Origin of the sequence: uncultured Stenotrophomonas sp. (assembly GCF_963519925.1) — a bacterium.
In the GTDB taxonomy this organism is placed as follows: Bacteria; Pseudomonadota; Gammaproteobacteria; order Xanthomonadales; family Xanthomonadaceae; genus Stenotrophomonas; species Stenotrophomonas maltophilia_AE.
Genome location: NZ_CAUQPH010000026.1, coordinates 14,816 through 39,965 on the forward strand (window position 1 = coordinate 14,816; position 25,150 = coordinate 39,965).

Consider the following 25,150-nt stretch of genomic DNA (forward strand, 5'->3'; position numbering starts at 1 on the left):
GATCAGCCCTTCAGCGAATCGACTTCGCCGACATTGATGGTGCGGCGGGTACGGAACAGGGTTACCAGGATCGCGAGGCCGATCGCGGCCTCGGCCGCGGCCACGGTCAGGATGAAGAACACGAACAGCTGGCCGGCCGTGTCGCCCATCTCACGCGAGAACCCGACGAAATTGATGTTCACCGACAGCAGCATCAGTTCGATCGACATCAACAGCACGATGATGTTCTTGCGGTTGAGGAAGATGCCGGCGAGGCTGATGCAGAACAGCAGCGCGCCAAGGGCCAGGATATGACCAAGGGTGATCACGGGGCGGCCTCCTCGTTGCTGGACGGACGGGTGCGGGTGTGGACCACCGGCGTTTCGGCATCCATCTTGACCACGCGCAGGCGGTCATGGCCCTTGACCATGGTCTGCTCGGACGGGTTCTGGGTCTTCAGGCCGGTGCGGCGACGCAGGGTCAGCATCACCGCGGCGACCACGGCCACGGTCAGGATGACCGCGGCAAACTCGAACGGCAGCAGGTATTCGGTGAACAGGCTGCGCGCCAGCCAGGTGATGTTGGAGCTGTCGGCAGCGAGCGCGGCGGCGTTGTCGGCCGGCAGCGGGTTCACCGCCCTGCCCTTCACGCCGATCAGGATCAGCATCTGCACCAGCATGGTGACCGCGACCACCAGGCCGAGCGGCAGGTAGCGCACCCAGCCCTCACGCAGGTTCGAGGCGTCGATGTCGAGCATCATCACCACGAACAGGAACAGCACCATCACCGCGCCGACGTAGACCAGCACCAGCGCCACGCCGAGGAATTCAGCCCCGACCAGGATCCAGATGCAGGCCACGGAGAAGAAGGTCAGGATCAGGCACAGCACGGCGTAGACCGGATTGCGCACGCTGATCACCGCCGCGGCGGAGATGCCCGCCACGATGGAGAAGACCCAGAAGAAGATATTTACCCAATCCATCATGGACCTCAGCGGAAAGCGGCGTCGGCGGCGCGACGCTCGGCGATCTCGGCTTCAAGCCGATCACCGAGGGCCAGCAGCTGCGGCTTGGTAACGATGTTTTCGCCACGGTTCTCGAAGTGGTACTCGAGGATGTGGGTCTCGACGATCGAGTCCACCGGGCAGCTTTCCTCACAGAAGCCGCAGAAGATGCACTTGAACAGGTCGATGTCGTAGCGGGTGGTACGGCGGGTGCCGTCTTCACGCTTGGCCGAATCGATGGTGATCGCCAGCGCCGGGCACACCGCTTCGCACAGCTTGCAGGCGATGCAGCGTTCTTCGCCGTTGGGATAGCGGCGCAGCGCGTGCAGGCCGCGGAAACGCGGCGACTGCGGGAACTTTTCCATCGGATACATCAGGGTGTACTTCGGCTTGAACGTGTACTTCAGGGTCAGCCACAGCCCCCCGAGCAGCTCGAGCAGCAGCAGGCTTTTGAAGTAATGGGTAATTCGATTCATCACTTAGACGCCCTTCTGGATCACGCCGTAGAACACCATCAACGCCGTCACAGCAATCCACGCGATGGTGAGCGGGATGAAGACCTTCCAGCCCAGACGCATGATCTGGTCGTAACGGAAGCGCGGGAAGCTGGCACGGAACCAGATGTAGGCGCTGGCGAAGAAGAACACCTTCAGCAGCAGCCACGGGGCACCGCCCTTCCAGATCCAGTCGATCCACGGCGAGATGTCCGCCGTGATCCAGCCCTGGAACGGGCTCAGCCAGCCGCCGAGGAAGAAGATCGAGATCAGGAAGCTGATCAGGATCATGTTGGCGTATTCGGCCAGGAAGAACAGCGCGAACGCACCACCGGAGTACTCGACCATGTGGCCGGCGACGATTTCCGATTCACCTTCCACCACGTCGAACGGCGCGCGGTTGGTTTCGGCCACGCCGGACACCCAGTACACGATGAACAGCGGGAACAGCGGGATCAGGAACCAGTCGAAGAAGCCGGAGTTGCCGGCCTGGGCCATCACGATGCTGCTCAGGTTCAGGCTGCCGGCAGCGATCATCACACCGACCAGGGCGAAGCCCATCGCGATTTCGTAGCTGATCATCTGCGCCGAAGCGCGCATCGCACCGAGGAAGGCGTACTTGGAGTTGGACGCCCAACCGGCCAGGATGATGCCGTACACGCCCAGCGAGGTCATCGCCAGCAGGTACAGCAGGCCGGCGTTGGCGTTGGACAGCACCACCTGCGCGTCGAATGGCACCACCGACCAGGCCGCGAAGGCCGGTGCCAGGGTGATCAGCGGGGCCAGCACGAACATCGCCTTGTGCGAGCTCGCCGGCTGGATGATCTCCTTGAACAGCAGCTTGAAGACGTCGGCGAAGGCCTGGAAGATGCCCATGCCCACGTACATCGGGCCGTGGCGGACGTGCATCCAGCCGATCAGCTTGCGTTCCCAGACCACGAAGAAGGCCACCGCGATGATCACCGGCATGGCGATCACCAGGATCTTCAGCACGATCCACAGCAGCGCGCCGATTTCACCCAGGCCCAGCAGCCATTGGTGAAGCGGGTCGACCGCGTTCAACAGCAATTCGTTCATGCAGCCACCACCGTTACGCGTGCGGCACCCAGCGGCGCGGTTGCACCGTGGCCCGATTCAATCCAGACCGATCCCGCGGCGACGCGGGCGTCGACCACCACCGGCAGCGTGGCCTTGCCGGCGTCGGTGCCGACCTTGGCCATCTGCCCTTCGACCAGCTGCAGTCGCGCGGCGTCGTCGGCATTGAGCACGATGCGCGGCGCGTTGTTGAGCGGATGCGACTGCAGCGCCTGGGCGCGACGGACCACCGCGTCGGTGCGGTAGATCGCAGCGGTGGACGCCACTTCCAGGCCATCGCCCGCCACCGGCGTTGCCGCCGACGAGGACACGTTGACGCTGACCGGGGCCAGGCTGGCGCGCAGGCCGGCCAGATCGGTGAAGTCGAAACCAGCCAGGGCCAGCTCGCCGCCCAGCGCACGCAGCACGCGCCAGCCTTCACGGGCTTCGCCGGGCAGCTTGCCGCCGGCACGGGCCGACTGCTCGCGACCGTCGAGGTTGGTCAGGGTGGCGTCGATTTCCGGCAGCGCGCCGATCGGCAGGATCACGTCGGCCACATCGCGGGTCGACGCGCAGGCGAACTGGCTGAACGCCACTACCTGGGCAGCGGCCAGCGCCTTGCGGGCAGCGGCGGTGTCGGCGAAGTCCAGGCCCGGCTCGATGCCGTACAGGGCATAGGCCTTGCGCGGCTGGGCCAGCATGGCATTGACGTCCTTGCCCGCCGGCAGCACGCCGGCGTTGGTCAGGCCGACCGCGTTGGCACCCTGCGGGATGCGGCACAGCTTGGCGCCGGTGGCGGCGGCGAAATCACGCGCGGCAGCGCGGATCGCGGCGGCCTGCGGGTGGTTTTCGGCGATGCCACCGACGATCAGCACGGCGTTGCCGGTGACCGCCTGGCGCAGCTCGGCGTTGCCCAGCGCGTCGACGAAAGCCGACGGCGCCACGATCTGCTTGCCGCTGAGCTTGAAGGCGAAATCGAAATCGACCGGGTTGATCGCGTGGATCTTCGCGTTGCGAGTGGTCTGCGCCTTGCGCAGGCGGGCGTGCAGCAGCGGCAGCTCGTGGCGGATGTTGCTGCCGAGCACGACGATGCTGTCGGCGGCTTCGATCTCGGCCAGCGACAGGCCGAACACTTCGGCGGTTGCCGCGTCGGAGAAGTCGCGGTTGTTGATGCGGTGGTCGATGTTGCCGGTACCCAGGCCGGTCGCGAGACGGGCCAGCAGGGCGCCCTCCTCGTTCGAGGCCGACGGGTGCACCAGCACGCCGAGGTCGTCGCCCTGGTTGGCCGACAGGATCTCGCGGGCTGCGGCCAGGCCTTCAGCCCAGCTCACTTCCTGCCATTCGCCGTTGACCTTGCGCAGCGGCTTGACCGCGCGGTCGGCGCTGTACAGGCCCTGGTGCGAGTAACGGTCGCGGTCGGACAGCCAGCATTCGTTGACCAGCTCGTTGTCGCGCGGCACCGAACGCAGCACTTCGCCGCGGCGCACATGCAGGAACAGGTTCGAGCCCATCGCGTCGTGGTAACCCAGCGATTCGCGTGCGGTCAGTTCCCACGGACGGGCGCGGAACTGGAACACCTTGTTGGTCAGCGCACCGACCGGGCAGACGTCGACGACGTTGCCGGACAGTTCGGTGGTCAGCGGCTTGCCGTCGTAGGTGCCGATCTGCAGGTTTTCACCACGGTACATGCCACCCAGTTCATAGGTACCGGCGACGTCGGCGGTGAAGCGGACGCAGCGGGTGCACTGGATGCAGCGGGTCATTTCGGTGGCGACCAGCGGACCGATGTCCTCGTCGGGCACCACGCGCTTGCGCTCGTTGAAGCGGCTCACCGAACGGCCGTAGCCGAGCGAGACGTCCTGCAGCTCGCACTCGCCGCCCTGGTCGCAGATCGGGCAGTCCAGCGGGTGGTTGATGAGCAGGAACTCCATCACCGAACGCTGGAACTTGAGCGCCTTTTCACTGCGGGTGGCGACCTTCATGCCGTCCATCACCGGTGTGGCGCAGGCCGGCGCCGGCTTCGGCGACTTTTCCACGTCGACCAGGCACATGCGGCAGTTGGCCGCGATCGGCAGCTTCTCGTGGTAGCAGAAGCGCGGGATCGAAATGCCCGCCTTGTCGGCGGCCTGGATGATCATCGAGCCCTTGGGCACGACCAGGGACTGGCCGTCGATCTCGACGGTCACATGCCCTTCCGGCACGATCGCCGGGGTGCCACCAGGATTGTTGGGTTGCGCGCTCATGCGGCGGCTGCCTCCACCTTCTTGCCGTCGACCATCGAATGACCGTTGACGATGTAGTACTCGAATTCGTCCCAGAACTGGCGCAGGAAGCCCTGGATGGGCCATGCCGCCGCTTCACCGAACGCACAGATGGTGTGGCCTTCGATCTGGCCCGCCACCGCCTTCAACTGGTGCAGGTCTTCCATGGTCGCCTTCCCGGCGACGATGCGCTCGAGCACGCGGTGCATCCAGCCGGTGCCTTCGCGGCACGGGGTGCACTGGCCGCAGGATTCCTTGTGGAAGAACTGGCTGATGCGGCAGGCGAACTTGACGCAGCACACGCTGTCGTCCAGCACCACGATGGCACCCGACCCCAGGCCGGTGCCCAGGGCACGCAGGGTGTCGTAGTCCATCTGCAGGCCCTTGAGCTCTTCGGCCTTCAGCACCGGCATCGATACGCCGCCCGGCACCGCGCCCTTGAGGGTACGGCCCGGCTTCAGGCCACCGGCCATTTCCAGCAGCTCGTCGAAGGTGGTGCCCAGCGGTACTTCGAAGTTGCCGCCCTTCTGCACGCAGCCGGAGACCGAGAAGATCTTCGGGCCGCCGTTCTTGGTCAGGCTCAGGCCCTGGAACCATTCCGGGCCGTTGCGGATGATCGCCGGCACCGAGGCATAGGTCTCGGTGTTGTTGATCGTCGACGGCTTGCCGTACAGGCCGAAGTTGGCCGGGAACGGCGGCTTGTAGCGCGGCTGGCCCTTCTTGCCTTCCAGCGACTCCATCAGCGCGGTTTCTTCGCCGCAGATGTAGGCGCCGGCGCCCAGCGCGCCGTAGATGTCGATGTCCACGCCGCTGCCAAGGATGTCCTTGCCCAGCCAACCGTTCGCGTAGGCGTCGGCCAGGGCCTGCTCGAAGTTCTCGAACGGCTCGTGGTGGAACTCACCGCGCAGGTAGTTGTAGCCCACGGTGCTGCCGGTGGCGTAGCAGGCGATCGCCATGCCTTCGACCACCGAATGCGGGTTGTAGCGCAGGATGTCGCGGTCCTTGCAGGTTCCCGGCTCGGATTCGTCCGAGTTGCACAGGATGTACTTCTGCATGCTGCCCTTGGGCATGAAGGACCACTTCAGGCCGGTCGGGAAGCCGGCGCCACCGCGGCCGCGCAGGTTCGACTGCTTGACCATCTCGATGACCTGCTCCGGCGAAATCTTCTCTTCGAGGATTTTGCGCAGGGCAGCGTAACCACCGGTCTTGAGGTAGTTCTCGTACGACCACGGGGTGTCGTAGTGCAGGGTGGTGTAGACCACCTGGTGCGGCAGCGGGGCCGGACCGACCGGGCCGGTGGGTGCGTGATGATGTGCCATGGCTTACTCCAACCCGTCCAGCAGCTCGTCGACTTTCTCGACGGTCAGGCGCTCGTGGTAATGGCCATTGATGACCATCATCGGCGCACCGGCGCAACCGGCCAGGCATTCTTCTTCACGCTTGAGGTAGATGCGGCCGTCGGCGGTGGACTGCCCCGTCCTGCAGCCGAGCTTCTTTTCGGCATGCGCGACCAGGTCTTCGGCGCCGTTCAACCAGCAGCTGATGTTGGTGCAGAAGGCGACGTTGTGGCGGCCGACCTTCTCCAGCTCGAACATCGAATAGAAGCTGGCCACTTCGTAGGCCCACACCGGCGGCAGGTCGAGGTACTTGGCCACGCCGGCGATCAGTTCGTCGGTCAGCCAGCCACCGTTCTGTTCCTGGGCCGCGTGCAGGCCCTGCAGCACCGCCGAACGCTTGCGGTCCGGCGGGAACTTGGAAAGCCAGTGCTCGATGTGCGCGCGCGTCTTGTCGCTCAACACCACCATCGGGTCGACGTCGCGCGCCGCCTCGAAATTACCCGTCGCCTTCATCGGCCGACCTCAGCGAATACCAAATCGTTAAAAACCAGAACCTGCAGCGCCGGCAGCAGCCGGCGGGTGTCAGGCATCGTGCGGGCGGTGGCCATTACCGGTCCACCTCGCCGAACACCAGGTCGTAGGTGCCGATCATGGCCACCACGTCGGCGAGCATGTGCCCGCGCACGACCGAGTCGATCGAGGACAGATGGGCGAAGCCCGGCGCGCGCAGGTGCACGCGGAACGGCTTGTTGGCGCCATCGGACATCAGGTAGCAGCCGAACTCGCCCTTGGGCGCTTCAACCGCGGCGTAGGTTTCGCCGACCGGGACGCAGTAGCCTTCACTGAACAGCTTGAAGTGATGGATCAGCGCTTCCATGTCGTCCTTCATGTCCTCGCGGCTGGGCGGCGCGACCTTGAAGTTCTTGACCATGACCGGGCCGGGGTTGGCACGCAGCCACTGCACGCACTGCTTGATGATGCGGTTGGACTCGCGCATCTCGGCCACGCGGACCAGGTAACGGTCGTAGCAGTCGCCTTCCTTGCCCAGCGGGATGTCGAAATCGACGGCATCGTACTTCGCGTACGGCTGCTTCTTGCGCAGGTCCCAGGCAATGCCCGAGCCACGCAGCATCACGCCGGTCATGCCCCAGGCATGCGCCAGCTCCGGGCTGACCACGCCGATGCCGACCGTACGCTGCTTCCAGATACGGTTGTCGGTGAGCAGGGTTTCGTATTCGTCGACGCGCTTGGGGAACTCGGCGGTGAAGTTCTCCAGGAAGTCCAGCAGCGAACCTTCGCGCGAGGCGTTGAGGTTCTTCAGGGCCTTGCCCTTGTGCCAGCGCGATTCCTTGTACTTCGGCATCTGGTCCGGCAGGTCGCGGTAGACGCCGCCCGGACGGTAGTACGCCGCGTGCATGCGCGCGCCGCTGACCGCTTCGTAGCAGTCCATCAGCTCTTCGCGCTCACGGAAGGCGTACAGCATCACCGCCATCGCGCCCAGGTCGAGCGCGTTGGAACCCAGCCACATCAGGTGGTTCAGGATGCGGGTGATTTCGTCGAACATGGTGCGGATGTACTGGGCACGCTCGGGCGCTTCGATCCCCATCAGGGTTTCGATGGCGCGCACGTAGGCGTGCTCGTTGCACATCATGGACACGTAATCCAGTCGGTCCATGTAACCGATGGACTGGTTGAACGGCTTGGATTCGGCCAGCTTCTCGGTACCACGGTGCAGCAGCCCGACGTGCGGGTCGGCACGCATGATGGTTTCGCCGTCCATTTCCAGGATCAGGCGCAGCACACCGTGCGCGGCCGGATGCTGGGGACCGAAGTTCATGGTGTAGTTGCGGATTTCCTGGCGCAGTTCGGCCGGGTTGCTCGCAAATGCCTGGTGGGCCTGGTTGAACTCACTCACTTGCTTGCCTCCGACTGCGCGGTCTCGCCGGCAGCGGTCTGGAAACGGGCATCGTCGCGGATCACGCGCGGCACGCCGACGCGGGGTTCCACCGAGGTCACCGGTTCATAGATCACGCGCTTCTTTTCTTCGTCGTAGCGCACTTCGACGTTGCCGATCAGCGGGAAGTCCTTGCGGAACGGGTGCCCCACGAAGCCGTAGTCGGTCAGGATGCGGCGCAGGTCCGGGTGACCTTCGAAGATCACGCCGAACAGGTCGAACGCTTCGCGCTCGAACCAGTTCAGGCCCGGCCACACGCTGGTCAGCGAGGCGACCACCGGCAGTTCCTCGTTCGGCGCGAAGCAGCGGATGCGCATGGTGAGGTTGTGCTGGTAGGAACGCAGCTGGGTGACCACCGCATAGCGCTGCAGCGGCACCGGCTGCGGCTGGGCACCGTCGGAGGTTTCGCGGGTGGGGAATTCACCCCAGGCGAAACGGCCGACCGCCTTGCCCTCGACGCCACGGCTGAAGCCCTGCGAGGAGACATCGGCGGTGTCCCACTCGTCGCTGCCGTAGCCGAGGTAGTCCAGGCCGCACAGGTCGACGGCCTGTTCGAAACCGAATTCGTCGCGCAGCGCCAGCGCAGTGGCATGCCAGTCGGCAGCGGGCACTTCCAGCGTCACTTCGCCGCGGGGTTCGACCACGAAGACCTGCGCACCAGCGAAACGTGCGGAGAGTCGGTCGATGAAGGATGCTTGCTCTGCCATGGGGGCTTGGCGCGCTCTTGTCAGGATGGAGGTCAGCGGGCGATGGTCTGCGTACGCCAGATCTTCTTCTGCAGCTGCAGGATCCCGTACACCAACGCTTCGGCGGTAGGCGGACAACCGGGGACGTAGACGTCCACCGGCACCACGCGGTCGCAGCCACGCACCACTGCATAGGAGTAGTGGTAGTAGCCGCCACCGTTGGCGCAGCTGCCCATGGAGATGACCCACTTCGGGTCCGGCATCTGGTCGTAGACCTTGCGCAGGGCCGGGGCCATCTTGTTGACCAGGGTACCGGCCACGATCATCACGTCGGACTGGCGCGGCGACGGGCGGAACACCACGCCGTAGCGGTCAAGGTCCAGGCGCGCGGCGCCGGCATGCATCATTTCCACCGCGCAGCAGGCCAGACCGAAGGTCATGGGCCACATCGAGCCGGTACGTGCCCAGTTCAACAGCGCATCGACGCTGGTGGTCACGTAGCCCTTTTCGAGCAGCGGGTTGTCGCCTTCGGGGCGCAGGATGTCGTCGACCCGCCCTTCCGGGACCGGGTTGTTCATCAGGCCATCGAGGGTCTGAATTACTCCCATTCCAGCGCTCCCTTCTTCCAGACGTAAATGAAACCGAGGAAAAGCATGCCCACGAACAGGCCCATCGTGACCAGCGAACGTGCGCCCAGTTCCATGAAGACCTGGGTCCACGGCACGATGAAGATGATTTCCAAGTCAAATACGATGAACTGGATGGCGATCAGGTAGTAGCGCACATCGAACTTCATGCGCGCGTCCTCGAAAGCTTCGAAGCCGCATTCGTACGGCGAGAGCTTTTTCAGATCGGGACGCCGGGGACCGAGGAACCGGCCGACCAGCATCAGCGCGACGCCGATACCGGTGGCAACTATCAGAAACAGCAGAGACGGCAAATATTCGGCCAGCACAGCGATTCTCTCTTGCCTCTGCCGCCACGCCTGCAGGCGTCTTGGCATGGGGGAGTGGACGGAAAACGTTACTGGCGCTTTGCGCGCCAGACGAACCCGCTTACAAACAAATGGTGCCCAAGAGGGGACTCGAACCCCTACGACCTAAGTCGCTACCACCTCAAGGTAGTGCGTCTACCAATTCCGCCACCTGGGCTTACGTGTCGCGCTGGAGGGATTTCCTACCGGACTCCTCCAACGCGCCGCATATTGTAACCGTCTTCAGCGAGTCTGGGAGCCTTCCGAAGGCTTTTCTTCACCAGATTTCGGCGTTTCCGCCTGAGCCGGCACAGCGGCCGGCGGAACCGGCTGCGGCGCAGCGGCTTCGGGGGCCTTCGGCACGGCCGGCAGTTCGCCGGCGGGGACGGCCGGGGCCGTGGCTGCCGCCGGGGCGGACATCACGCCGAGATCCTGCTGGGCCATCGGGCGCGCACCATGGGTGGCGTACCAGGCCATGAACAGGCTGATGCCGAAGAACACCACGGCCAGCCACTTGGTCGACTTGGACAGGAAGTTGGACGCGCCGCGCGCGCCGAACACCGTGCCCGAGGCACCGGCGCCGAACCCCGACCCTGCGGCCGCGCCGGAACCACGCTGCATCAGGATGAGCGCGATCATGGCAATCGCCACCAGCACATAGACCACATTGAGGATCAACATCAGCATTTCGAATCCGTCCTCGGACATGTCGTGCCGGCCCGGGGCCGGCAACATTTCTTGTTAATGCCCGACCGCCGCATGGGCGATGGCCAGGAAATCCGCGGCCACCAGCGAGGCGCCGCCCACCAGCCCACCATCGACATCGGGCTGTGCGAACAGCTCCCCGGCGTTGTCGGGCTTCACGCTGCCGCCGTACAGGATCGGCAACGAATCGGCGATTCTAGCATCCCACTTGGCCACTTCGCCACGGATGAACGCATGGACCTGCTGGGCCTGGTCCTTGCTGGCGGTCCGGCCGGTGCCGATCGCCCAGACCGGCTCATAGGCGACCACGGCGTTCTGGAAGCCGGCCGCGCCGACCAGGTCGAGCACCGGGGCGAGCTGGCTGGCGATGACCTGCTCGGTCTGGCCGGCTTCCCGCTGCTCCAGGGTTTCGCCCACGCACAGCACCGGCACCAGGCCGGCGTGCACGGCGGCGGCGAACTTGCGCGCGACCAGCTCGCTGCTCTCGTTGTGGTACTGGCGGCGCTCGGAGTGGCCGACCAGGCCATAGCGGGCGCCGACGTCGGCCAGCATGGCGGCGCAGACTTCGCCGGTATAGGCGCCCTTCTCATTGGAGCTGACGTCCTGCGACCCGAAAGCGACAGCGTGGCCCTGGAAGTCATCGACCAGTTCCCCCAGGTACGGCAGCGGCGGCAGGATGACGACCTCCACTCCTTCCTTCGGGAGACTGGCGACGATATCGCGGACCAGGTCGGTCGCGAATTGGCGGCTGCCGTGCAGCTTCCAGTTACCGGCGACGATCTTGCGGCGCATGGGCGGGCTCCTTTGGGTATCAGCCGGCAATGATACCGGATGTAACGAATCCGCGTTTCCCGAAAACGCTTACATTTCAAATGGATATTGGTTACAGGTCGGATCAGCCCACCGAATCCGCGATGGTCCATGGTTGATTGATCCCGATCCCGATGGGCCCGTATGAATTCGTAGCCCCGGCCGTTGGCTGGACACCGCGCGCAGCGCGGCAATGCGTCCAAAACCGGTGACCCAACGTTCCCCTGCTGTTTCCGGCGTTTAACCCCAACCGGAATCATCCATCACGGAGTCATGGATCCGGATCCAAGAGCGTCCGGCCAACGGCCGGGGCTACGCTGAAATGAACAAGGCCACCCTTCGGTGGCCTTGTTCTTATTTCAGCTTGATCTCACGCAGTCGCTCTTCCAGGAACCCATGCGCAGCGATCGGCTCCGGGTAGCGGCTCGGGTTTTCCGGGGTGATGCAGGTCGGCAGCACGTCGATCAGGAAATCCGGGTTCGGGTGCAGGAAGAACGGCACCGAGTAGCGCGGCTGGCGGGCCTGCTCGCCCGGGGGATTGACCACGCGGTGGATGGTCGACGGGTACACGTGGTTGGTCAGGCGCTGCAGCATGTCGCCGATGTTGACCACGATGGTGTCCGCGTCAGACGTGAACGGCACCCACTTGCCCTCGTGCGACTGCACTTCCAGGCCCGCCGCACTGGCGCCGACCAGCAGGGTGATGAAGTTGATGTCGCCGTGCGCGCCCGCGCGCACGTTCGGAATGTCGTCCGCGGTGATCGGCGGGTAGTGGATCGGGCGCAGGATCGAATTGCCGTTGTTGGTCTTGTCGGCGAAGAAGTTGATCGGCAGGCCGATGTGCAGCGCCAGCGCCGACAGCACCCGCGAACCCAGCTGGTCCAGTGCCTGAAACAGGCCATAGCCCTTCTCACGGAAACCCGGCACCTCGGTTGGCCACAGGTTCGGTGCCATCACCTCGCGGTACTTCGAATCGTCCGGGATCTCACGGCCGATGTGCCAGAACTCCTTCAGGTCGAAGTGCTTGGAGCCCTTCGCCGTTTCCACGCCGAACGGCGTGTAGCCGCGCGCACCGCCGGTGCCCGGCAGGTGGTACTGGCGCTTGGTCTCCTCCGGCAGCGCGAAGAAGGCCTTGAAGACCTCGTAAGCCCCATCGATGTCCGCCTGCGGAATACCGTGGTTGCGGATGCCCGCGAAACCCCATTCGCGGTAGGCCGCGCCCAGCTCGGCGACGAAGGCGTCGCGGTCACTGTCGAAGCGGGTGATGTCGAGGGTGGGGATCTGGCTCACAGCGGTTCCTGGCGTATTCGGAGTGGGGATGCAGGGCCATGACGTGGCCCGGCTGAACATTGTGCCAGATCGGACAATAGGCGCCGACGATACATTGATACAAACCGATACAATGTGCCCACCCCTTCGCCATGTCGCGACCGGGGAGGCACAGGACGCCGCCGCCGCCACGTCTTCCGATCCACTCTTCCGCGCCTGACCCTGCATGGACGTATCGCATTCCCCTGACCCGCTCATGCCCACGCGCTGGACGCGTGTGGCGTGGCTGAGCCTGTTCACCACCCTCAACGCCTGCGTCGCCGTCGCCATTGCACTGGGCAATGCCCCCCTGCACGACAACCCCGGCGGTGCGCTGGGACTGGGCTACCTGGCGGTCGCCCTGCCCGGCCATTTCCTTGCCTTCGGCGCCCTGGTGTCGCTGCTGCCACTTGCCGTCGGCCTGTGGCCGCGCTCACCGCGCCCATTGGTGGCCAGCGCGGTCCTGCTGCAGGGCCTGTGGCTGTGCCTGCTGCTGGTCGATGCCAAGGTGTTCGCGCTGTACCGCTTCCACCTCAATGCCATGGTGCTGAACATGGTGTTCGGCGGCGCGCTGCAGGACCAGGTCGCGCTGTCCTGGCAGAGCTGGCTGCAGTCGCTCGGCGTCCTGGCCGCGGTAGCCGCCGCCGAGGGGCTGCTGGCGTGGGCGTGTTGGAAACTGCTGCCCGACCGCGCCCGGCGCCGCCCCGTGCTGCTGGCCTGGGCCGCCGGATTGCTGCTGATGGCGACCGGCCAGGTCGGCACCGCCTACTACGACGCCCTGGGCGAACGCGCGGTTACCGGCCAATGGGCCTACCTGCCCTGGGCCCAGCCGATCACCGCCAAACGCCACATGCACCGCCTCGGCGTGCGCAGCGCTCCCCAGGCCACCCTGCCCGACCCGCGGCACAGCCAGCTGCAGTACCCGTTGCATCCGCTGCGCTGTCAGAGCCATACCCGCCCCAACGTGCTGGTGGTGGTGCTGGAATCGCTGCGGCATGACGCGCTGGATGCCGACACCATGCCCGCCACCTGGGCGCTGGCCCGGCAGTCGGAACGCTTCGACCAGCACTACAGCAGCGGCAACGCCACCCGCTATGGCCTGTTCGGGCTGCTGTATGGCCTGCCCGGCGGGTACTGGCCGAGCATGCTCAGCGAACAGCGCGGCTCGATCCTGTTCGACGTGCTGCAGCAGCAGGGTTACGCCCTGCACCTGTACGGCAGCGCCCCGCTGTACAGCCCCGAGTTCGACCGCACCGTGTTCGCGCAGGTCCGCGAACAGCTGCATACCGCCCCGTCGTCGCTGCCGGTCGCCGCACGCGACCGCCACATCGTCGATGCACTGGGCGCCGACATCCGCGGCACCGGCGAACGTCCCTGGTTCGGCATGGTGTTCCTGGACAGCACGCACGCCCCCTACCACCTGCCACCGGACTACCCGGCGCTGGCCACGCCCATGGCCGACAGCGTGAATTTCCTGGCCTTCGACGACGACCACGACCCCACGCCCGAGCGCAACCGCTACCGCACCGCCGTGCACTACGCCGACGCGCTGGTCGGCGAGTTGCTGGCGACCCTGCGCGACAGTGGCCAGGCCGACAACACCATCGTGCTGGTCACCGGCGACCATGCAGAGGAATTCAACGACCTCGGGCTGAACTACTGGGGCCACAACGGCAACTTCTCCGACTACCAGATGCAGGTGCCCTTCGTACTGCATTGGCCCGATCGCGCGCCGGCCGCGCATGCTGGCGCCAGCAGCCACGAAGACTGGGTGCCCACCCTGATGCGCCATGGCCTGGGCTGCGAGAACCCGCTGGCCGATTTCAGCACCGGCCAGGACCTGTTCGACGCCGGGCGTCCGGCCCGCCCCCTGCTGGTGGAAAGCTGGTCGCAGCGCGGCATCCGCCAGGGCGACCGCACCTTCGTGTTCGACAAGTTCGGCAACGCCACCACCCTGGATGCGCACTACCTGCCCCTGGCCGGGCAGCCGCCGGACCCGGCCGCGGTACGCACCGCCTGGAAGGCGTTGACCCACTTCCGCAAGCAATGACGTTGACTGTCCGAGACCCCTGGAACGTTCATGATGAACAAGCCGCTCAAGATCCTGCATACCGAAGCCGCCAAGGGATTTGGTGGGCAGGAGATCTATATCTACCGCCACATGCTGGCCATGCGCGACCGCGGCCACGACGTGTCGCTGCTGTGCCAGCCCGGCGCGCGCCTGGGCGAGATGGCGCGCGAAGCCGGCTTCACCGTGCATGCCTTGAAAATGGGTGGACTGCTGCGACTGCTGCGCGGGATCTGGTGGGTGTCGCGCCTAGTCCGGCGCCACACCTATGACGTGGTGAACACCACCAGCCGCCGTGACGCGCTGATCGCCGCCGCCGGCGCGCGCCTGGGTGGCGCGCCGCTGGTGGTGCGCTCCCGGCACCTGATGAGCCCGGTCAATTCCCTGCTGACCTACACCGGCCTGCCGCACCGCGTGCTCACCGTGAGCAGCTTCGTCAAACAGCTGCTGGTCCATCGCGGTATTGCCGACACGCACATCGGCATCGTGCCGCCGATCGCGGTGCCGCCGCAGTGGTCGCAGGCGGGCAGCGACGACGCCTGGCAGTGCCTGCAGGACACCCGGGCCGAGGTGCGCCGCGAGTTGGGTTTCAACGACGGGCAGACCGTGGTCGGCTGCGTGGCAGTGCTGCGCGAGGCCAAGGGCCACGCCGACCTGTTGCGGGCCATCGCCCCCCTCTGCCGGCAGCACCCGGAACTGCAGTTGGTGATCGTCGGCGACGGCAAGCCGGTGATGGAGCGGTTGACGGCGCTGCGCGAGGAACTGGGCATTGCCGCGCAGGTGCACCTGCTCGGCTACCGGCTGGGCGCCTGCCGGTTGATGACCGCCTTCGATGTGTTCGCACTGGCCACGCACAAGGAAGCCGCCGGCACGGTGTTCCTGGAAGCGGCGTACGTGGGCGTTCCGATCGTGGCCACGCGGGTGGGCGGCGTGCCGGAAATGTTGGTGGAAGGCAGCAATGCGCTGCTGGCCCCGCTCGGCGACCCGGCCGCGTTGACCGATGCGCTGCGGGCGCTGGTTGAAGACCCCGAACGCCGCAGGCAGATGGGCCGGGCCGGCTGGGACTGGATGCGCAGCGCGCACCGCTTCACCCCCACCGGCCACACCGAAGCCACCGAGTACTATTACCACCAGTGGTTGAAGGAACTGGGCCATGGCCAACGCTAGATCCGTACCGGTGCTGATGCACCACCATGTATCGCCCTCGCCGGGCATGATCACGGTGTCGCCGGAAAACTTCGAAAGCCAGATCGCGTGGCTGGCCGACAACGGCTGGACGTCGCTGACGCTGGCGCAGTACGCCGACTTCCTGGCAGGTAAACCGGTGCCGCGGAAGTCCATCGTGATCACCTTCGACGACGGCTACCTGGACAACTGGGTCTACGCGCACCCGATCCTGCAGAAGTACGGCATGCACGCGGTGGTGTTCGTGGTCACCGGCTGGATGGGCGAAGGTCCGCTGCGCCCGCATGCCGGGCAGCCCGGCGCGGCGCTGCCGGCCACGCCGGACCACCGCGGCTGCGAAGACGCGATCCTGCGTGAGAACCGCCACGATGACGTGATGATGCGCTGGAGCGAAGCGCGCGCGATGATCGAGGCCGGCACGTTCGAAGTGCATTGCCACACCCATACCCACACGCGCTGGATGAAGCAGGACATCAGCCGCGAGCAGAAGTGCGACGGCATCGCCGGCGACCTGGAAATGGCCCGTGCGGTGCTGCAGCAGCAGCTGGGCGACGTCTCCGACACACTGTGCTGGCCCTACGGCGATTTCGATGAGGATTACCTGCCGATCGCGCGCGCGCACGGATTCCGTTACCTGCACACCACGCATCCGTTCGGGCGCAACGTGGTGGGTGGCGATCCGGAGCACATCTATCGTTTCGCCATCCGCAACCGCCCCGCCAGCTGGCTGCGCAAGCGCATCGCCTGGAGCTACCACCCGTTGATCGCACCGGTGTTCAACCGTTTCAAGGCCAGGCAGAAAAAGATGGTGCCGGGACCATAAAGGACAGAGCGCAATGTGTCCGGCGCCCATGGTTGATTGATCCCGATCCCAATGGGCACGTAACAATTCGTAGGTCCGGCCGTTGGCCGGACACCGCGCGAAGCGCGGCCCATGTACCCGAGCACCCAAAAACGCCGCCCCGGTCCTCCGTCCGACGTTTAGACGGACCGAAGCCACCGGTCCAGCGTTCATGCCCCCTCACGAAGAGCAGCCGGCCAACGGCCGGCGCTACCGCCAACCAAAAAACCCGGCCGAAGCCGGGTTTCTCATCATGCCGCTGCGGCCGCCTTTACCGCCCCGGACAGGCTGTCCAGGGTGGTCTGCATCAACTCGGCCGTGTCGGCCTCCACCGTGACCCGCACCACCGGCTCGGTGCCGGAGGGGCGCAGGAACGCGCGACCGCGGCCCTTCACCGCCTGCTGCGCGTCGGCCAGTGCCGACTGCACGCCTGCGGACTGCACGATCGCCTTGGCCGACACGTCGCCCAGGCGCACGTTGACGGTCTTCTGCGGCACCTTGGTCACGTCCGACAGCGCCGTGCGCAGCGACACGCCGTCGCGCCGCAGCACTTCCAGCACCTGCAGCGCACTGACGATGGCATCGCCGGTGGTCGCCCGGTCCAGGCACAGCAGATGCCCGGACGCCTCGCCACCCAGCACGCCGCCGCCTTCCACCAGCGCCTGGTGCACGTAACGGTCGCCGACGTTGCTGCGCACGAACGGCAGGCCCAGGCGTTCCAGCGCCTGCTCCAGCCCGAAATTGGTCATCAGCGTGCCGACCACCGGTCCGCGCAGGCGGCCGCTCTTCTGCCACGCCGCGGCAAGCACGTACAGCAGGTCATCGCCATCGACCGGGTTGCCCTGGTCGTCGGCCATCAACACGCGGTCGCCGTCGCCGTCGAACGCGATGCCCAGGTCCGCGCCGACCTCGCGCACTTTCGCGGCAAGGTTGTCGATGTGCATCGACCCGACACCGTCGTTGATGTTCACGCCATTGGGCTCGGCGCCGATGGCCACCACGTCCGCACCCAGCTCGCGGAACAGCAGTGGTGCGATGTGATAGGTCGCGCCATGCGCGCAGTCGAGCACGATCTTCAGCCCACGCAGGTCGAATCCACGCGGCACGCTGGCCTTGCAGAATTCGATGTAGCGGCCCACCGCATCACGTGCGCGTGCCGCCTTGCCGAGGCGGTCCGAATCGACCGTGGTGAAGTCGGTGTCCAGCGCCGCTTCCAGTGCCAGCTCGGTCGCGTCGTCGAGCTTCTCGCCATCGGCGGAGAAGAACTTGATGCCGTTGTCGTAGTGAGGATTGTGCGACGCACTGATCACGATGCCGGCGTCGGCACCCAGCGTGCGGGTCAGGAAGGCCACCGCCGGCGTGGGCATCGGCCCCAGCAGCTGCACATCGGCACCGGCCGCGACCAGCCCGGCTTCCAGCGCCGCTTCGAACATATAGCCGGAAATCCGCGTGTCCTTGCCGATCACCACCACCGGGCGCTGGCCCGGCGCGTGCTTGGCGTGCGCGGTCAGCACCCGTCCCAGCGCATTGCCCAGGCGCAGCACGAAATCCGCCGAAATGGCCCCCTGCCCGACCCGGCCGCGAATGCCGTCGGTGCCGAAATACCGACGCGCGGCCATCAGGCAGCGGCGTCCGGCGCGGACTGGCGGCCGAGCATGGCCAGCAGTTCGGCAAGGCGGTCGCGCAGTTCGCGGCGATCGCAGATCTGGTCGATGGCGCCGTGTTCCAGCAGGAACTCCGAACGCTGGAAGCCTTCCGGCAGCTTCTCGCGCACCGTCTGTTCGATCACGCGCGGACCGGCGAAGCCGATCAGCGCCTGCGGCTCGGCGATGTTGATGTCGCCCAGCATCGCGAACGAGGCCGACACGCCGCCGGTGGTCGGATGGGTCAGTACCGAGATGTACGGCAGGCCGGCGTCGCGCAGGCGGCCCAGCGCGGCCGAGGTCTTGGCCATCTGCATCAGCGAGAACAGGCCTTCCTGCATGCGCGCACCGCCGCTGGCGGAGAAGCACACGTACGGGGCGCCGATTTCCAGCGCCTTTTCAGCAGCCAGCGAGAAACGTTCGCCCACCACCGAGCCCATCGACCCGCCCATGAAGGCGAAGTCGAAGGCCGACGCGACCAGCGGCCGGCCCTTGAGCAGGCCCTGCATCGCGATCAGCGCGTCGTACTCGCCGGTGTTCTTCTGCGAGGCCTTGATGCGCTCGCTGTATTTCTTCTGGTCCTTGAACTTGAGCAGGTCGGTCGGTCCCAGCCGCGCGGCGATTTCGGTGGTGCTGTCGGCGTCGAACAGCGCCGCCAGGCGCGCGCGCGCGCGGATGGCCATGTGGTGGCCACACTTGGGGCAGACTTCCAGGTTCTCTTCCAGTTCCGGACCGTAAAGCGCGCTGCCGCAGCTGCTGCACTTTTCCCACAGGCCCTCGGGGACGCTGCGCTTCTTGCTGGGGACGTTGTCGGTGCGGATGCCCGACGGCATCAACTTGGTGAGCCAACTCATGCGGGATGACACTTCCGTTCAGGGCGGCCCGGAGGCCGCAAAGGCGGACAGTCTAGCTCACCCGTCCGGGAGCCGGGATCCCTACGGGGGCGTGTGGACGGTAGGTGAACGGCCGCCCGCGAAGGCGGCGCCGAGGCAACCCGGTAGCGCCGGCCGTTGGCCGGCCCCTGCAGAGGCATCCGGCGCCCATGCGGGCCGGCCAACGGCCGGCGCTACCGGTTACTGGGCGCCGTCGAGTGCCTGACGTAGCGGCTGCAGGAACGTTTTTGCCGTCCGCGCAGCGTTGTCGCCGCCCCCGGCCTCCGCCAACGCCGCGACCAGCGCGCTGCCCACCACCACGCCGTCAGCTTCCCGTGCCATCGCCGCCGCGCTCTGCGCGTCCTTGATCCCGAAGCCCGCCACCACCGGTACCTGCGAGCGGCCGCGGAGGTCGCGCAGGCGCGCACCGGCGGCGTTGCTGTCCAGCCGCTCGGAGGCGCCGGTGACGCCGGCGAAGCTCACGTAATACAGGTACCCGCGCGCCATCGACGCCAGCAGGTCCAGGCGGGTGTCGGCGGTGGTCGGCGACGCCAGCAGGATCAGCGCCAGCCCGGCCGCGTTGAAGATCGCCAGGGTTTCTTCGGCCTCTTCCGGCGGCAGGTCGACCAGCAGCACGCCGTCCACGCCGGCGGCGATGGCCGCGTCGGCGAAGCGCGCGGTGCCGTGGATCTCCACTGGATTCAGGTAGCCCATCAGCACCACCGGGGTGGTGGTGTCATGGCTGCGGAAGGTTTTCACCGTGTCCAGCACGTATCGCAGCCCGGCGCCACGCGCCAGCGCACGCTCGGAGCTGCGCTGGATGGTCGGGCCATCGGCCATCGGATCGGAAAACGGCACCCCCAGTTCGATCACGTCGGCACCGGCGGCGGCCAACGCGTGCATGACCGGCACGGTGGCCTCCAGCCCCGGATCGCCGGCAGTGATGAACGGGATCAGCGCCTTGCGGCGGCTGGCGCGCAGGCGGGAAAAACAGGCATCGATACGGTCAACAGCCATCTCAGGCACATCCTTCAATCAGTTCAACGGCGCCGCTGGCGCCCCAGTAAAGCTTCGTTATCTCACCGCCGAAAATCTCCAGCCGGATCGCCAGGTCCGAGCCGGGATCCTGCCAGGTCACGTATTCGCCGACCTCCGGATCGTAGGCATGCGGCCTGCTCGTGCTGCCTGGAGGCAGCAGGGCCAACGCCTGCGCGCGCGACATGCCCAGGCGCAGCCCGAACGGCCCCGGCTGGGCGATGGCGTCGTACGAGCCGTCAATCGCCTCCAGGTCGAAACGCTGCACGTGATCGTCCTCGACCATCATCGACACGCCCTCGGGCAGGCTGCCGCGCTCGTAGTATTCGCACGCGCCCTTGCCCTGGCCGTCGCCCAGCCCGGCCGAATGCCAGGCGTCGGTGGCATCGGTTGCGCTGAAGCGCTGCCCTACCAGCACGTCGCCGGCATGATCGAGCGCGACCGTGACCACCGCAGGCGCGTCCTCGGCGCTGTCCGCCTGCGGCGCGTCGTCAAACGGCCGCTGGACGTCGGCATCGTCATTGCCGGCCGCCGCCTTGGCCGGTGCGACCGCAGCCGGCGCTGCCGCAGGTGCCAGTACCGGAGGATCCGGCGGCGTGCAACCGGCCAGCCCCACCCCCATCAGCAGCGCACATCCCTGGCGCAGCGTTGGATTCACAGCACCAGGCCTTCGCGCGCGGCGATGGTGTGCACGTCCTTGTCGCCGCGACCGGACAGGTTGCACAGCACCAGCTTGTCGCGCGGCAGGTCGCGCGCGATCTTGATCGCCTGCGCCACCGCGTGGCTGGATTCCAGCGCGGCCAGGATGCCTTCGCTGTGCGCCAGCTGGTGGAAGGCCGCCAGCGCTTCCTCGTCGGTGATGCCCACGTACTCGGCGCGGCCGGAGTCGGCCAGGAACGCGTGCTCGGGGCCGACGCCGGGATAATCCAGGCCGGCGGACACCGAGTGGGTTTCAATGATCTGGCCGTCGTCGTCGCAGATCACATAGGTGCGGTTGCCGTGCAGCACACCGGGCCGACCGGCGGCGATGGACGCGGCATGGCGTCCGGTATCGATGCCGTCGCCGGCCGCCTCGGCACCGACGATGCGCACGTCGCGGTCGTTGAGGAAGGCGTGGAACAGGCCGATGGCGTTGCTGCCACCGCCGACGCAGGCGGTGATCGCATCGGGCAGGCGGCCGTAATCGGTGAGCATCTGCGCGCGCGCTTCGCGGCCGACGATGGCGTTGAAGTCACGCACCATGCGCGGGTACGGATCCGGCCCGGCGACGGTGCCGATGATGTAGAAGGTATCGCGCACGTTGGTGACCCAGTCGCGCATGGCTTCGTTGAGCGCGTCCTTGAGCGTGGCCGAACCGGAGGTCACCGGCACCACCGTCGCGCCGAGCAGCTTCATGCGGTAGACGTTGATCTTCTGCCGCTCGATGTCGGTGGCACCCATGTACACCACGCACTCCAGGCCCAGTCGCGCGGCCACGGTGGCGCTGGCCACGCCATGCTGGCCGGCACCGGTCTCGGCGATGATGCGTTTCTTGCCCATGCGCGCGGCCAGCAGCGCCTGGCCGATGGTGTTGTTGATCTTGTGCGCGCCGGTGTGGTTCAGGTCTTCGCGCTTGAGCAGGATCTGCGCGCCGCCGACCTGCTGGCTGAGCCGTTCAGCGTGGTAGATCGGGCTGGGACGGCCCACGTAATGGGTCAGGTCCTTGTCGTAGGCAGCGATGAAGGCCGGATCCTGGCGCGCCTGGTCATAGGCCGCCGCCAGCTCCTGCAGCGGACCGATCAGCGTCTCGGCAACGAAACTGCCGCCGTAGCGGCCGAAATGGCCGTTGGCATCCGGGTAGGCGTGGAAATCGGCGATGGGAGATGCAGGGGTTGCGGACATGACACGACAGCCGTTGGAGACAGGCTGACAATCTAGCGCACATGTCCGGGCCGGAATATCGATATTATCTGCAACGACCCGTCAGGAAAACTCACATGAGCCAGGCGCCGCTACCGCCCTTGAACGCCCTGCGCAGCTTCGAGGCCACTGCCCGGCTGGGCGGGGTCGCTCGTGCCGCCGAGGCCCTGCACGTCACCCACGGGGCAATCAGCCGGCAGCTGCGGCTGCTGGAAGAGCACCTGGGCGTGGCCCTGTTCGATCGCGCCGGTCGCGGCCTGCGCCTGACCGCAGCGGGCCAGCAGCTGCAGGCCGCCTGCGCGGGTGCATTCGCGCAGATCCGCGACGCGGTCGATACCCTGCAGCGGCGGCAGCGCCCGGACGCGCTGGTGCTGGGCTGCAGCGGCAGCATCCTGGCCCGCTGGATGATTCCGCGCCTGCCGGCGCTGCAGGCCGACCTGCCGCGGTTGCCATTGCACTGGTCGGCGCAGGACGGCAGTTTCACCGAGCAGCAGCAGGCCCTGGACGCGGTGCTGCTGCTGGCGCAGCCGCCATGGCCACGAGGCTGGCAGGTGCGTGAACTGGCGCCGGAACGGGTCGGGGTGGTGGTCAGTCCGCAGCATCCGGCGGCCGCGCGCCTTCGACACCAGCCACCAGGGGCGCTGCTGCGCGAGCCGCTGCTGCACACCACTTCACGCCCGCAGGCGTGGCCGGCGTGGGCGCAGGCGCATGGGCTGGATCCGGCGCTGCTGCAGCTGGGCACCGGGTTCGATCACCTTTACTACCTGCTGGAAGCGGCGGTGGCCGGGCTGGGCGTGGCGATCGCGCCGGAGCCGCTGGTGGCGGATGAACTGGCCGCAGGCCGGCTGCTGGCACCATGGGGATTTGGCGCGACCGGGGGGTTCTGGGTGCTGGCGATGCCAGAGGGCGAGCCGGATGCGCGGGTGGACGCACTGGGCGATTGGCTGGCGGAAACGCTGCGGTAATGTCTCCCGACCAACGGTCGGGAGCTACCGCAGATGGAGCCCGTTGGGCTCAATCGGCTTCGTGGCAATCGGCGCGGCGGACTTCTTCGACGAACTTGCGCATCTTGTAGCCGTCCTTGATGCCCGGCTCGGTTTCGATGCCGCTGGAGACGTCCACGCCCCACGGCAGGGTGGCGACGATGGCATCGAACACGTTGTCCGGGGTGATCCCGCCGGCGAGCAGGAACGGACGGTGCAGGCCGGTCGGCAGGCGGGTCCAGTCGAATGCGACGCCGGTGCCGCCGCCACCGCCGGGGGCGTGGCTGTCGAACAGGAAGCCGGCGGCGCTGGGGTAGCGCAACTGCAACTGGCGCGCGTTGACCTCTTCGCGACCGCCCATGGCGACCGCCTTCAGGTACGGCATGTTGAAGCTGCGGCAGAACGACTCGTCCTCGTCACCGTGGAACTGCAGCAGGGTCGGACGCACGGTGCGCAGCACCTCCCGCACCTCTTCCTTGCTGTTGTCGCGGAACAGCGCGACCACGTCGACCATCGGGGCGATGGCCTGGCGCATGGCCCGCGCTTCGGCCGGAGCCACCCGGCGCCGGCTTTCGCGGGCGAAGATGAAGCCCACCGCGTCCACGCCCAGTTCGCCGGCCAGGCGCACGTCGCCGGCGCGGGTCATGCCGCAGAACTTGATGCGGGTGCGGTAGAAGGAGCGGCTCATAGGGTGACCTCGGCAGGAAGATGCCAGTTGTCGGGATACAACGGGCCAACGAATACCAGTCCCTGCGGCGGCGCGGTGGGTCCGGCCACGGTGCGGTCCTGGCCAGCCAGCAGTTCGGCCATCCACGACACCGGCTTTTCCCCACTGCCGATCAGGATCAGTGAACCGACGATATTGCGCACCATGTGATGAAGGAATGCATTGGCCTGAACGCAGACCTCGATGATCTCGCCCTGGCGGGTCACGCTGATCGCCTGCAGGTCGCGCCGGGCATGCAGCGCTTCGCACTGTACGCTTCGGAAGGCGCTGAAGTCGTTTTCGCCGAGCAGGGCCTGCCCGGCTTCGTGCATCCGCGCCGCATCCAGCGGCCGCCGTTCCCAGCTCAGGCTCTGCCGGTACAGCGCCGGGCGGATGGCGCGGTTGAGCAGGCGGTAGCGGTAACGGCGCGCGCGCGCGGAGAATCGCGCATGGAAGTCGTCGGCCACCGGCACGCACCAGCGCACCGCGATCGAGCGCGGTGCGCGGGTGGTGGTGCCCAGGGTCCAGCTGCGCGGGTCGCGCACCACGTCGGTGTCGAAATGCACCACCTGGCACTCGCCATGCACGCCGGCGTCGGTGCGCCCGGCGCAGACCACCTGGATCGGTGCATCGGCGATCGACGACAGCGCGTCCTGCAGGCTCGCCTGTACGCTGGGACAGCCGCTTTCACCGAGCTGCTGCCAGCCCTTGTACTCGCTGCCGTCGTACTCCACTCCCAGGGCGTAACGCATGCTCAGCCGAGCCGGGCCAGCAGTTCACGGGCCTGCAGCTGGCTGTGCATGTCGCCGGCCTGGGCCACTTCCAGCAGCAGGGTGCGCGCCGTGTCGGCATCGCCCAGGTCCAGGTATGCGATGGCCAGTTCGAGGCGGTCGCGGCCCGGCGCACCGACCGGGGCGGCCAGCGCATCGGGCGCCGGCGCTGGCGCCGGTTCTGCGACGTCGGCAGCGGTGCTGTCTTCCGGGAACTCGAACACGCCGCGGTAGGACGGCTGTGCGGCGGCTTCCCATGCATGCGGCGGAACGACGGCCTCGGCGCCGGGTTCGGCAACCGGTTCGACCGGGTCGGGCGTCTCGATCGGGTCGGCAACGCCCTGGCCCGGCGCGGGTTCGAGGCTGAACACCGGCTCGCGACGCCCGCGCGCGGGATCGTCTTCGGCGGCCAGGACGTAGTCCGGGGCGTCGCGCAGATCCAACGCGTCGTCCTCAACGTCGCGCTGTGCCGCCAGTTCGTCCACGTAGTCTGCTGCGGGAACCGCCGCTGCGAGGCTGGCCGCGTCCAGGCCCTCGCCGCGCAGCGGCGGCAGCGGCGAGGGC

26 protein-coding genes and 1 tRNA gene are annotated in these 25,150 nt (G+C 67.0%); 4 read left to right on the top strand and 23 right to left on the bottom strand.

Going from position 1 to position 25,150, the window contains the following annotated elements; genetic code table 11:
• Nucleotides 1–2 precede the first annotated feature (2 nt).
• The 15 genes from nuoK to RWO33_RS07340 all read right to left on the bottom strand — a co-directional run bounded on the left by nuoK (nucleotide 3) and on the right by RWO33_RS07340 (nucleotide 12,566).
• On the bottom strand, nucleotides 3–308 hold the full coding sequence (gene nuoK, locus RWO33_RS07270) for an NADH-quinone oxidoreductase subunit NuoK (RefSeq protein WP_068853402.1): 306 nt from the start codon (nucleotides 306–308) through the stop codon (nucleotides 3–5).
• The gene (locus tag RWO33_RS07275; RefSeq protein WP_186308919.1) at nucleotides 305–964 is read right to left on the bottom strand and encodes an NADH-quinone oxidoreductase subunit J; all 660 of its coding nucleotides are present in this window, start codon (nucleotides 962–964) and stop codon (nucleotides 305–307) included. Before RWO33_RS07275 ends, nuoK begins: the two co-directional genes overlap by 4 nt.
• A 5-nt stretch (nucleotides 965–969) precedes the next feature.
• Nucleotides 970–1,458 carry an NADH-quinone oxidoreductase subunit NuoI gene (nuoI, locus tag RWO33_RS07280; RefSeq protein ID WP_145479915.1) on the bottom strand — a complete coding sequence of 163 codons (489 nt, stop codon included), beginning with the start codon at nucleotides 1,456–1,458 and terminating at the stop codon, nucleotides 970–972.
• A gap of 3 nt (nucleotides 1,459–1,461) precedes the next feature.
• Nucleotides 1,462–2,553, bottom strand: a complete 1,092-nt coding sequence (nuoH, locus tag RWO33_RS07285; protein ID WP_314103702.1) for an NADH-quinone oxidoreductase subunit NuoH — start codon at nucleotides 2,551–2,553, stop codon at nucleotides 1,462–1,464.
• Nucleotides 2,550–4,793 carry an NADH-quinone oxidoreductase subunit NuoG gene (nuoG, locus tag RWO33_RS07290; RefSeq protein WP_314103705.1) on the bottom strand — a complete coding sequence of 748 codons (2,244 nt, stop codon included), beginning with the start codon at nucleotides 4,791–4,793 and terminating at the stop codon, nucleotides 2,550–2,552. Before nuoG ends, nuoH begins: the two co-directional genes overlap by 4 nt.
• Nucleotides 4,790–6,130: an NADH-quinone oxidoreductase subunit NuoF gene (gene nuoF / locus RWO33_RS07295; RefSeq protein ID WP_314103708.1), complete on the bottom strand. Its 1,341-nt coding sequence runs from the start codon at nucleotides 6,128–6,130 to the stop codon at nucleotides 4,790–4,792. The genes nuoG and nuoF overlap by 4 nt, the downstream gene beginning before the upstream one ends.
• Before the next feature lie 3 nt (nucleotides 6,131–6,133).
• Entirely contained in the window at nucleotides 6,134–6,661 is a 528-nt protein-coding gene (nuoE, locus tag RWO33_RS07300) for an NADH-quinone oxidoreductase subunit NuoE (RefSeq protein WP_145479907.1), read from the bottom strand.
• A gap of 94 nt (nucleotides 6,662–6,755) precedes the next feature.
• Nucleotides 6,756–8,063, bottom strand: a complete 1,308-nt coding sequence (locus RWO33_RS07305; protein WP_145479905.1) for an NADH-quinone oxidoreductase subunit D — start codon at nucleotides 8,061–8,063, stop codon at nucleotides 6,756–6,758.
• Nucleotides 8,060–8,809, bottom strand: a complete 750-nt coding sequence (locus tag RWO33_RS07310) for an NADH-quinone oxidoreductase subunit C (protein WP_145479903.1) — start codon at nucleotides 8,807–8,809, stop codon at nucleotides 8,060–8,062. Before RWO33_RS07310 ends, RWO33_RS07305 begins: the two co-directional genes overlap by 4 nt.
• Before the next feature lie 32 nt (nucleotides 8,810–8,841).
• Nucleotides 8,842–9,396 carry an NADH-quinone oxidoreductase subunit B gene (locus tag RWO33_RS07315; RefSeq protein ID WP_017354657.1) on the bottom strand — a complete coding sequence of 185 codons (555 nt, stop codon included), beginning with the start codon at nucleotides 9,394–9,396 and terminating at the stop codon, nucleotides 8,842–8,844.
• Complete coding sequence (locus tag RWO33_RS07320; protein WP_026069699.1) at nucleotides 9,387–9,743, bottom strand: NADH-quinone oxidoreductase subunit A; 357 nt, start codon at nucleotides 9,741–9,743, stop codon at nucleotides 9,387–9,389. The genes RWO33_RS07315 and RWO33_RS07320 overlap by 10 nt, the downstream gene beginning before the upstream one ends.
• Nucleotides 9,744–9,854: 111 nt before the next feature.
• Nucleotides 9,855–9,939, bottom strand: a tRNA-Leu gene (locus RWO33_RS07325).
• A gap of 65 nt (nucleotides 9,940–10,004) precedes the next feature.
• On the bottom strand, nucleotides 10,005–10,448 hold the full coding sequence (secG, locus tag RWO33_RS07330; RefSeq protein ID WP_145479901.1) for a preprotein translocase subunit SecG: 444 nt from the start codon (nucleotides 10,446–10,448) through the stop codon (nucleotides 10,005–10,007).
• Nucleotides 10,449–10,502: 54 nt separating this feature from the next.
• Nucleotides 10,503–11,258 (bottom strand): triose-phosphate isomerase, encoded by a 756-nt coding sequence (gene tpiA / locus RWO33_RS07335; protein WP_314103718.1) that lies wholly within the window; start codon nucleotides 11,256–11,258, stop codon nucleotides 10,503–10,505.
• 372 nt (nucleotides 11,259–11,630) lie between these two features.
• Nucleotides 11,631–12,566 carry a 2-oxoglutarate and iron-dependent oxygenase domain-containing protein gene (locus RWO33_RS07340; RefSeq protein ID WP_314103721.1) on the bottom strand — a complete coding sequence of 312 codons (936 nt, stop codon included), beginning with the start codon at nucleotides 12,564–12,566 and terminating at the stop codon, nucleotides 11,631–11,633.
• Nucleotides 12,567–12,801: 235 nt separating this feature from the next.
• Here RWO33_RS07340 and RWO33_RS07345 point away from each other — a divergent pair, with 235 nt between their 5' ends.
• The 3 genes from RWO33_RS07345 to RWO33_RS07355 are packed head-to-tail and all read left to right on the top strand — an operon-like array spanning nucleotide 12,802 to nucleotide 16,660.
• On the top strand, nucleotides 12,802–14,634 hold the full coding sequence (locus RWO33_RS07345; RefSeq protein ID WP_314103723.1) for a sulfatase-like hydrolase/transferase: 1,833 nt from the start codon (nucleotides 12,802–12,804) through the stop codon (nucleotides 14,632–14,634).
• Nucleotides 14,635–14,667: 33 nt separating this feature from the next.
• Nucleotides 14,668–15,819 (top strand): glycosyltransferase family 4 protein, encoded by a 1,152-nt coding sequence (locus RWO33_RS07350; RefSeq protein ID WP_314103725.1) that lies wholly within the window; start codon nucleotides 14,668–14,670, stop codon nucleotides 15,817–15,819.
• On the top strand, nucleotides 15,806–16,660 hold the full coding sequence (locus RWO33_RS07355; protein WP_314103726.1) for a polysaccharide deacetylase family protein: 855 nt from the start codon (nucleotides 15,806–15,808) through the stop codon (nucleotides 16,658–16,660). Before RWO33_RS07350 ends, RWO33_RS07355 begins: the two co-directional genes overlap by 14 nt.
• A 269-nt stretch (nucleotides 16,661–16,929) precedes the next feature.
• Here the strand turns inward: RWO33_RS07355 and glmM are convergent, their stop codons facing one another.
• The 5 genes from glmM to trpB all read right to left on the bottom strand — a co-directional run bounded on the left by glmM (nucleotide 16,930) and on the right by trpB (nucleotide 22,109).
• A complete protein-coding gene (gene glmM / locus RWO33_RS07360; RefSeq protein ID WP_314103727.1) occupies nucleotides 16,930–18,297 on the bottom strand; it encodes a phosphoglucosamine mutase in 1,368 nt (455 codons plus the stop codon).
• Entirely contained in the window at nucleotides 18,297–19,175 is an 879-nt protein-coding gene (gene accD, locus RWO33_RS07365) for an acetyl-CoA carboxylase, carboxyltransferase subunit beta (RefSeq protein ID WP_145479886.1), read from the bottom strand. The genes glmM and accD overlap by 1 nt, the downstream gene beginning before the upstream one ends.
• A gap of 219 nt (nucleotides 19,176–19,394) precedes the next feature.
• Nucleotides 19,395–20,210 (bottom strand): tryptophan synthase subunit alpha, encoded by an 816-nt coding sequence (gene trpA, locus RWO33_RS07370; protein ID WP_314103729.1) that lies wholly within the window; start codon nucleotides 20,208–20,210, stop codon nucleotides 19,395–19,397.
• A 1-nt stretch (nucleotide 20,211) separates the two neighbouring features.
• On the bottom strand, nucleotides 20,212–20,886 hold the full coding sequence (locus tag RWO33_RS07375) for a hypothetical protein (RefSeq protein WP_314103731.1): 675 nt from the start codon (nucleotides 20,884–20,886) through the stop codon (nucleotides 20,212–20,214).
• Nucleotides 20,883–22,109, bottom strand: a complete 1,227-nt coding sequence (gene trpB, locus RWO33_RS07380; RefSeq protein WP_314103733.1) for a tryptophan synthase subunit beta — start codon at nucleotides 22,107–22,109, stop codon at nucleotides 20,883–20,885. The genes RWO33_RS07375 and trpB overlap by 4 nt, the downstream gene beginning before the upstream one ends.
• Nucleotides 22,110–22,204: 95 nt before the next feature.
• Here trpB and RWO33_RS07385 point away from each other — a divergent pair, with 95 nt between their 5' ends.
• The gene (locus RWO33_RS07385; protein WP_314103735.1) at nucleotides 22,205–23,092 is read left to right on the top strand and encodes a LysR family transcriptional regulator; all 888 of its coding nucleotides are present in this window, start codon (nucleotides 22,205–22,207) and stop codon (nucleotides 23,090–23,092) included.
• A gap of 49 nt (nucleotides 23,093–23,141) precedes the next feature.
• On the opposite strand, the gene RWO33_RS07390 is transcribed toward RWO33_RS07385, so the two are convergent.
• The 3 genes from RWO33_RS07390 to RWO33_RS07400 form a co-directional block, all read right to left on the bottom strand.
• A complete protein-coding gene (locus tag RWO33_RS07390) occupies nucleotides 23,142–23,798 on the bottom strand; it encodes a phosphoribosylanthranilate isomerase (RefSeq protein WP_145479878.1) in 657 nt (218 codons plus the stop codon).
• Entirely contained in the window at nucleotides 23,795–24,568 is a 774-nt protein-coding gene (gene truA / locus RWO33_RS07395) for a tRNA pseudouridine(38-40) synthase TruA (RefSeq protein ID WP_145479876.1), read from the bottom strand. Before truA ends, RWO33_RS07390 begins: the two co-directional genes overlap by 4 nt.
• Nucleotides 24,569–24,570: 2 nt before the next feature.
• Nucleotides 24,571–25,150: FimV/HubP family polar landmark protein (locus tag RWO33_RS07400; protein WP_314103738.1), on the bottom strand; the 580-nt coding region annotated here is incomplete at its 5' end.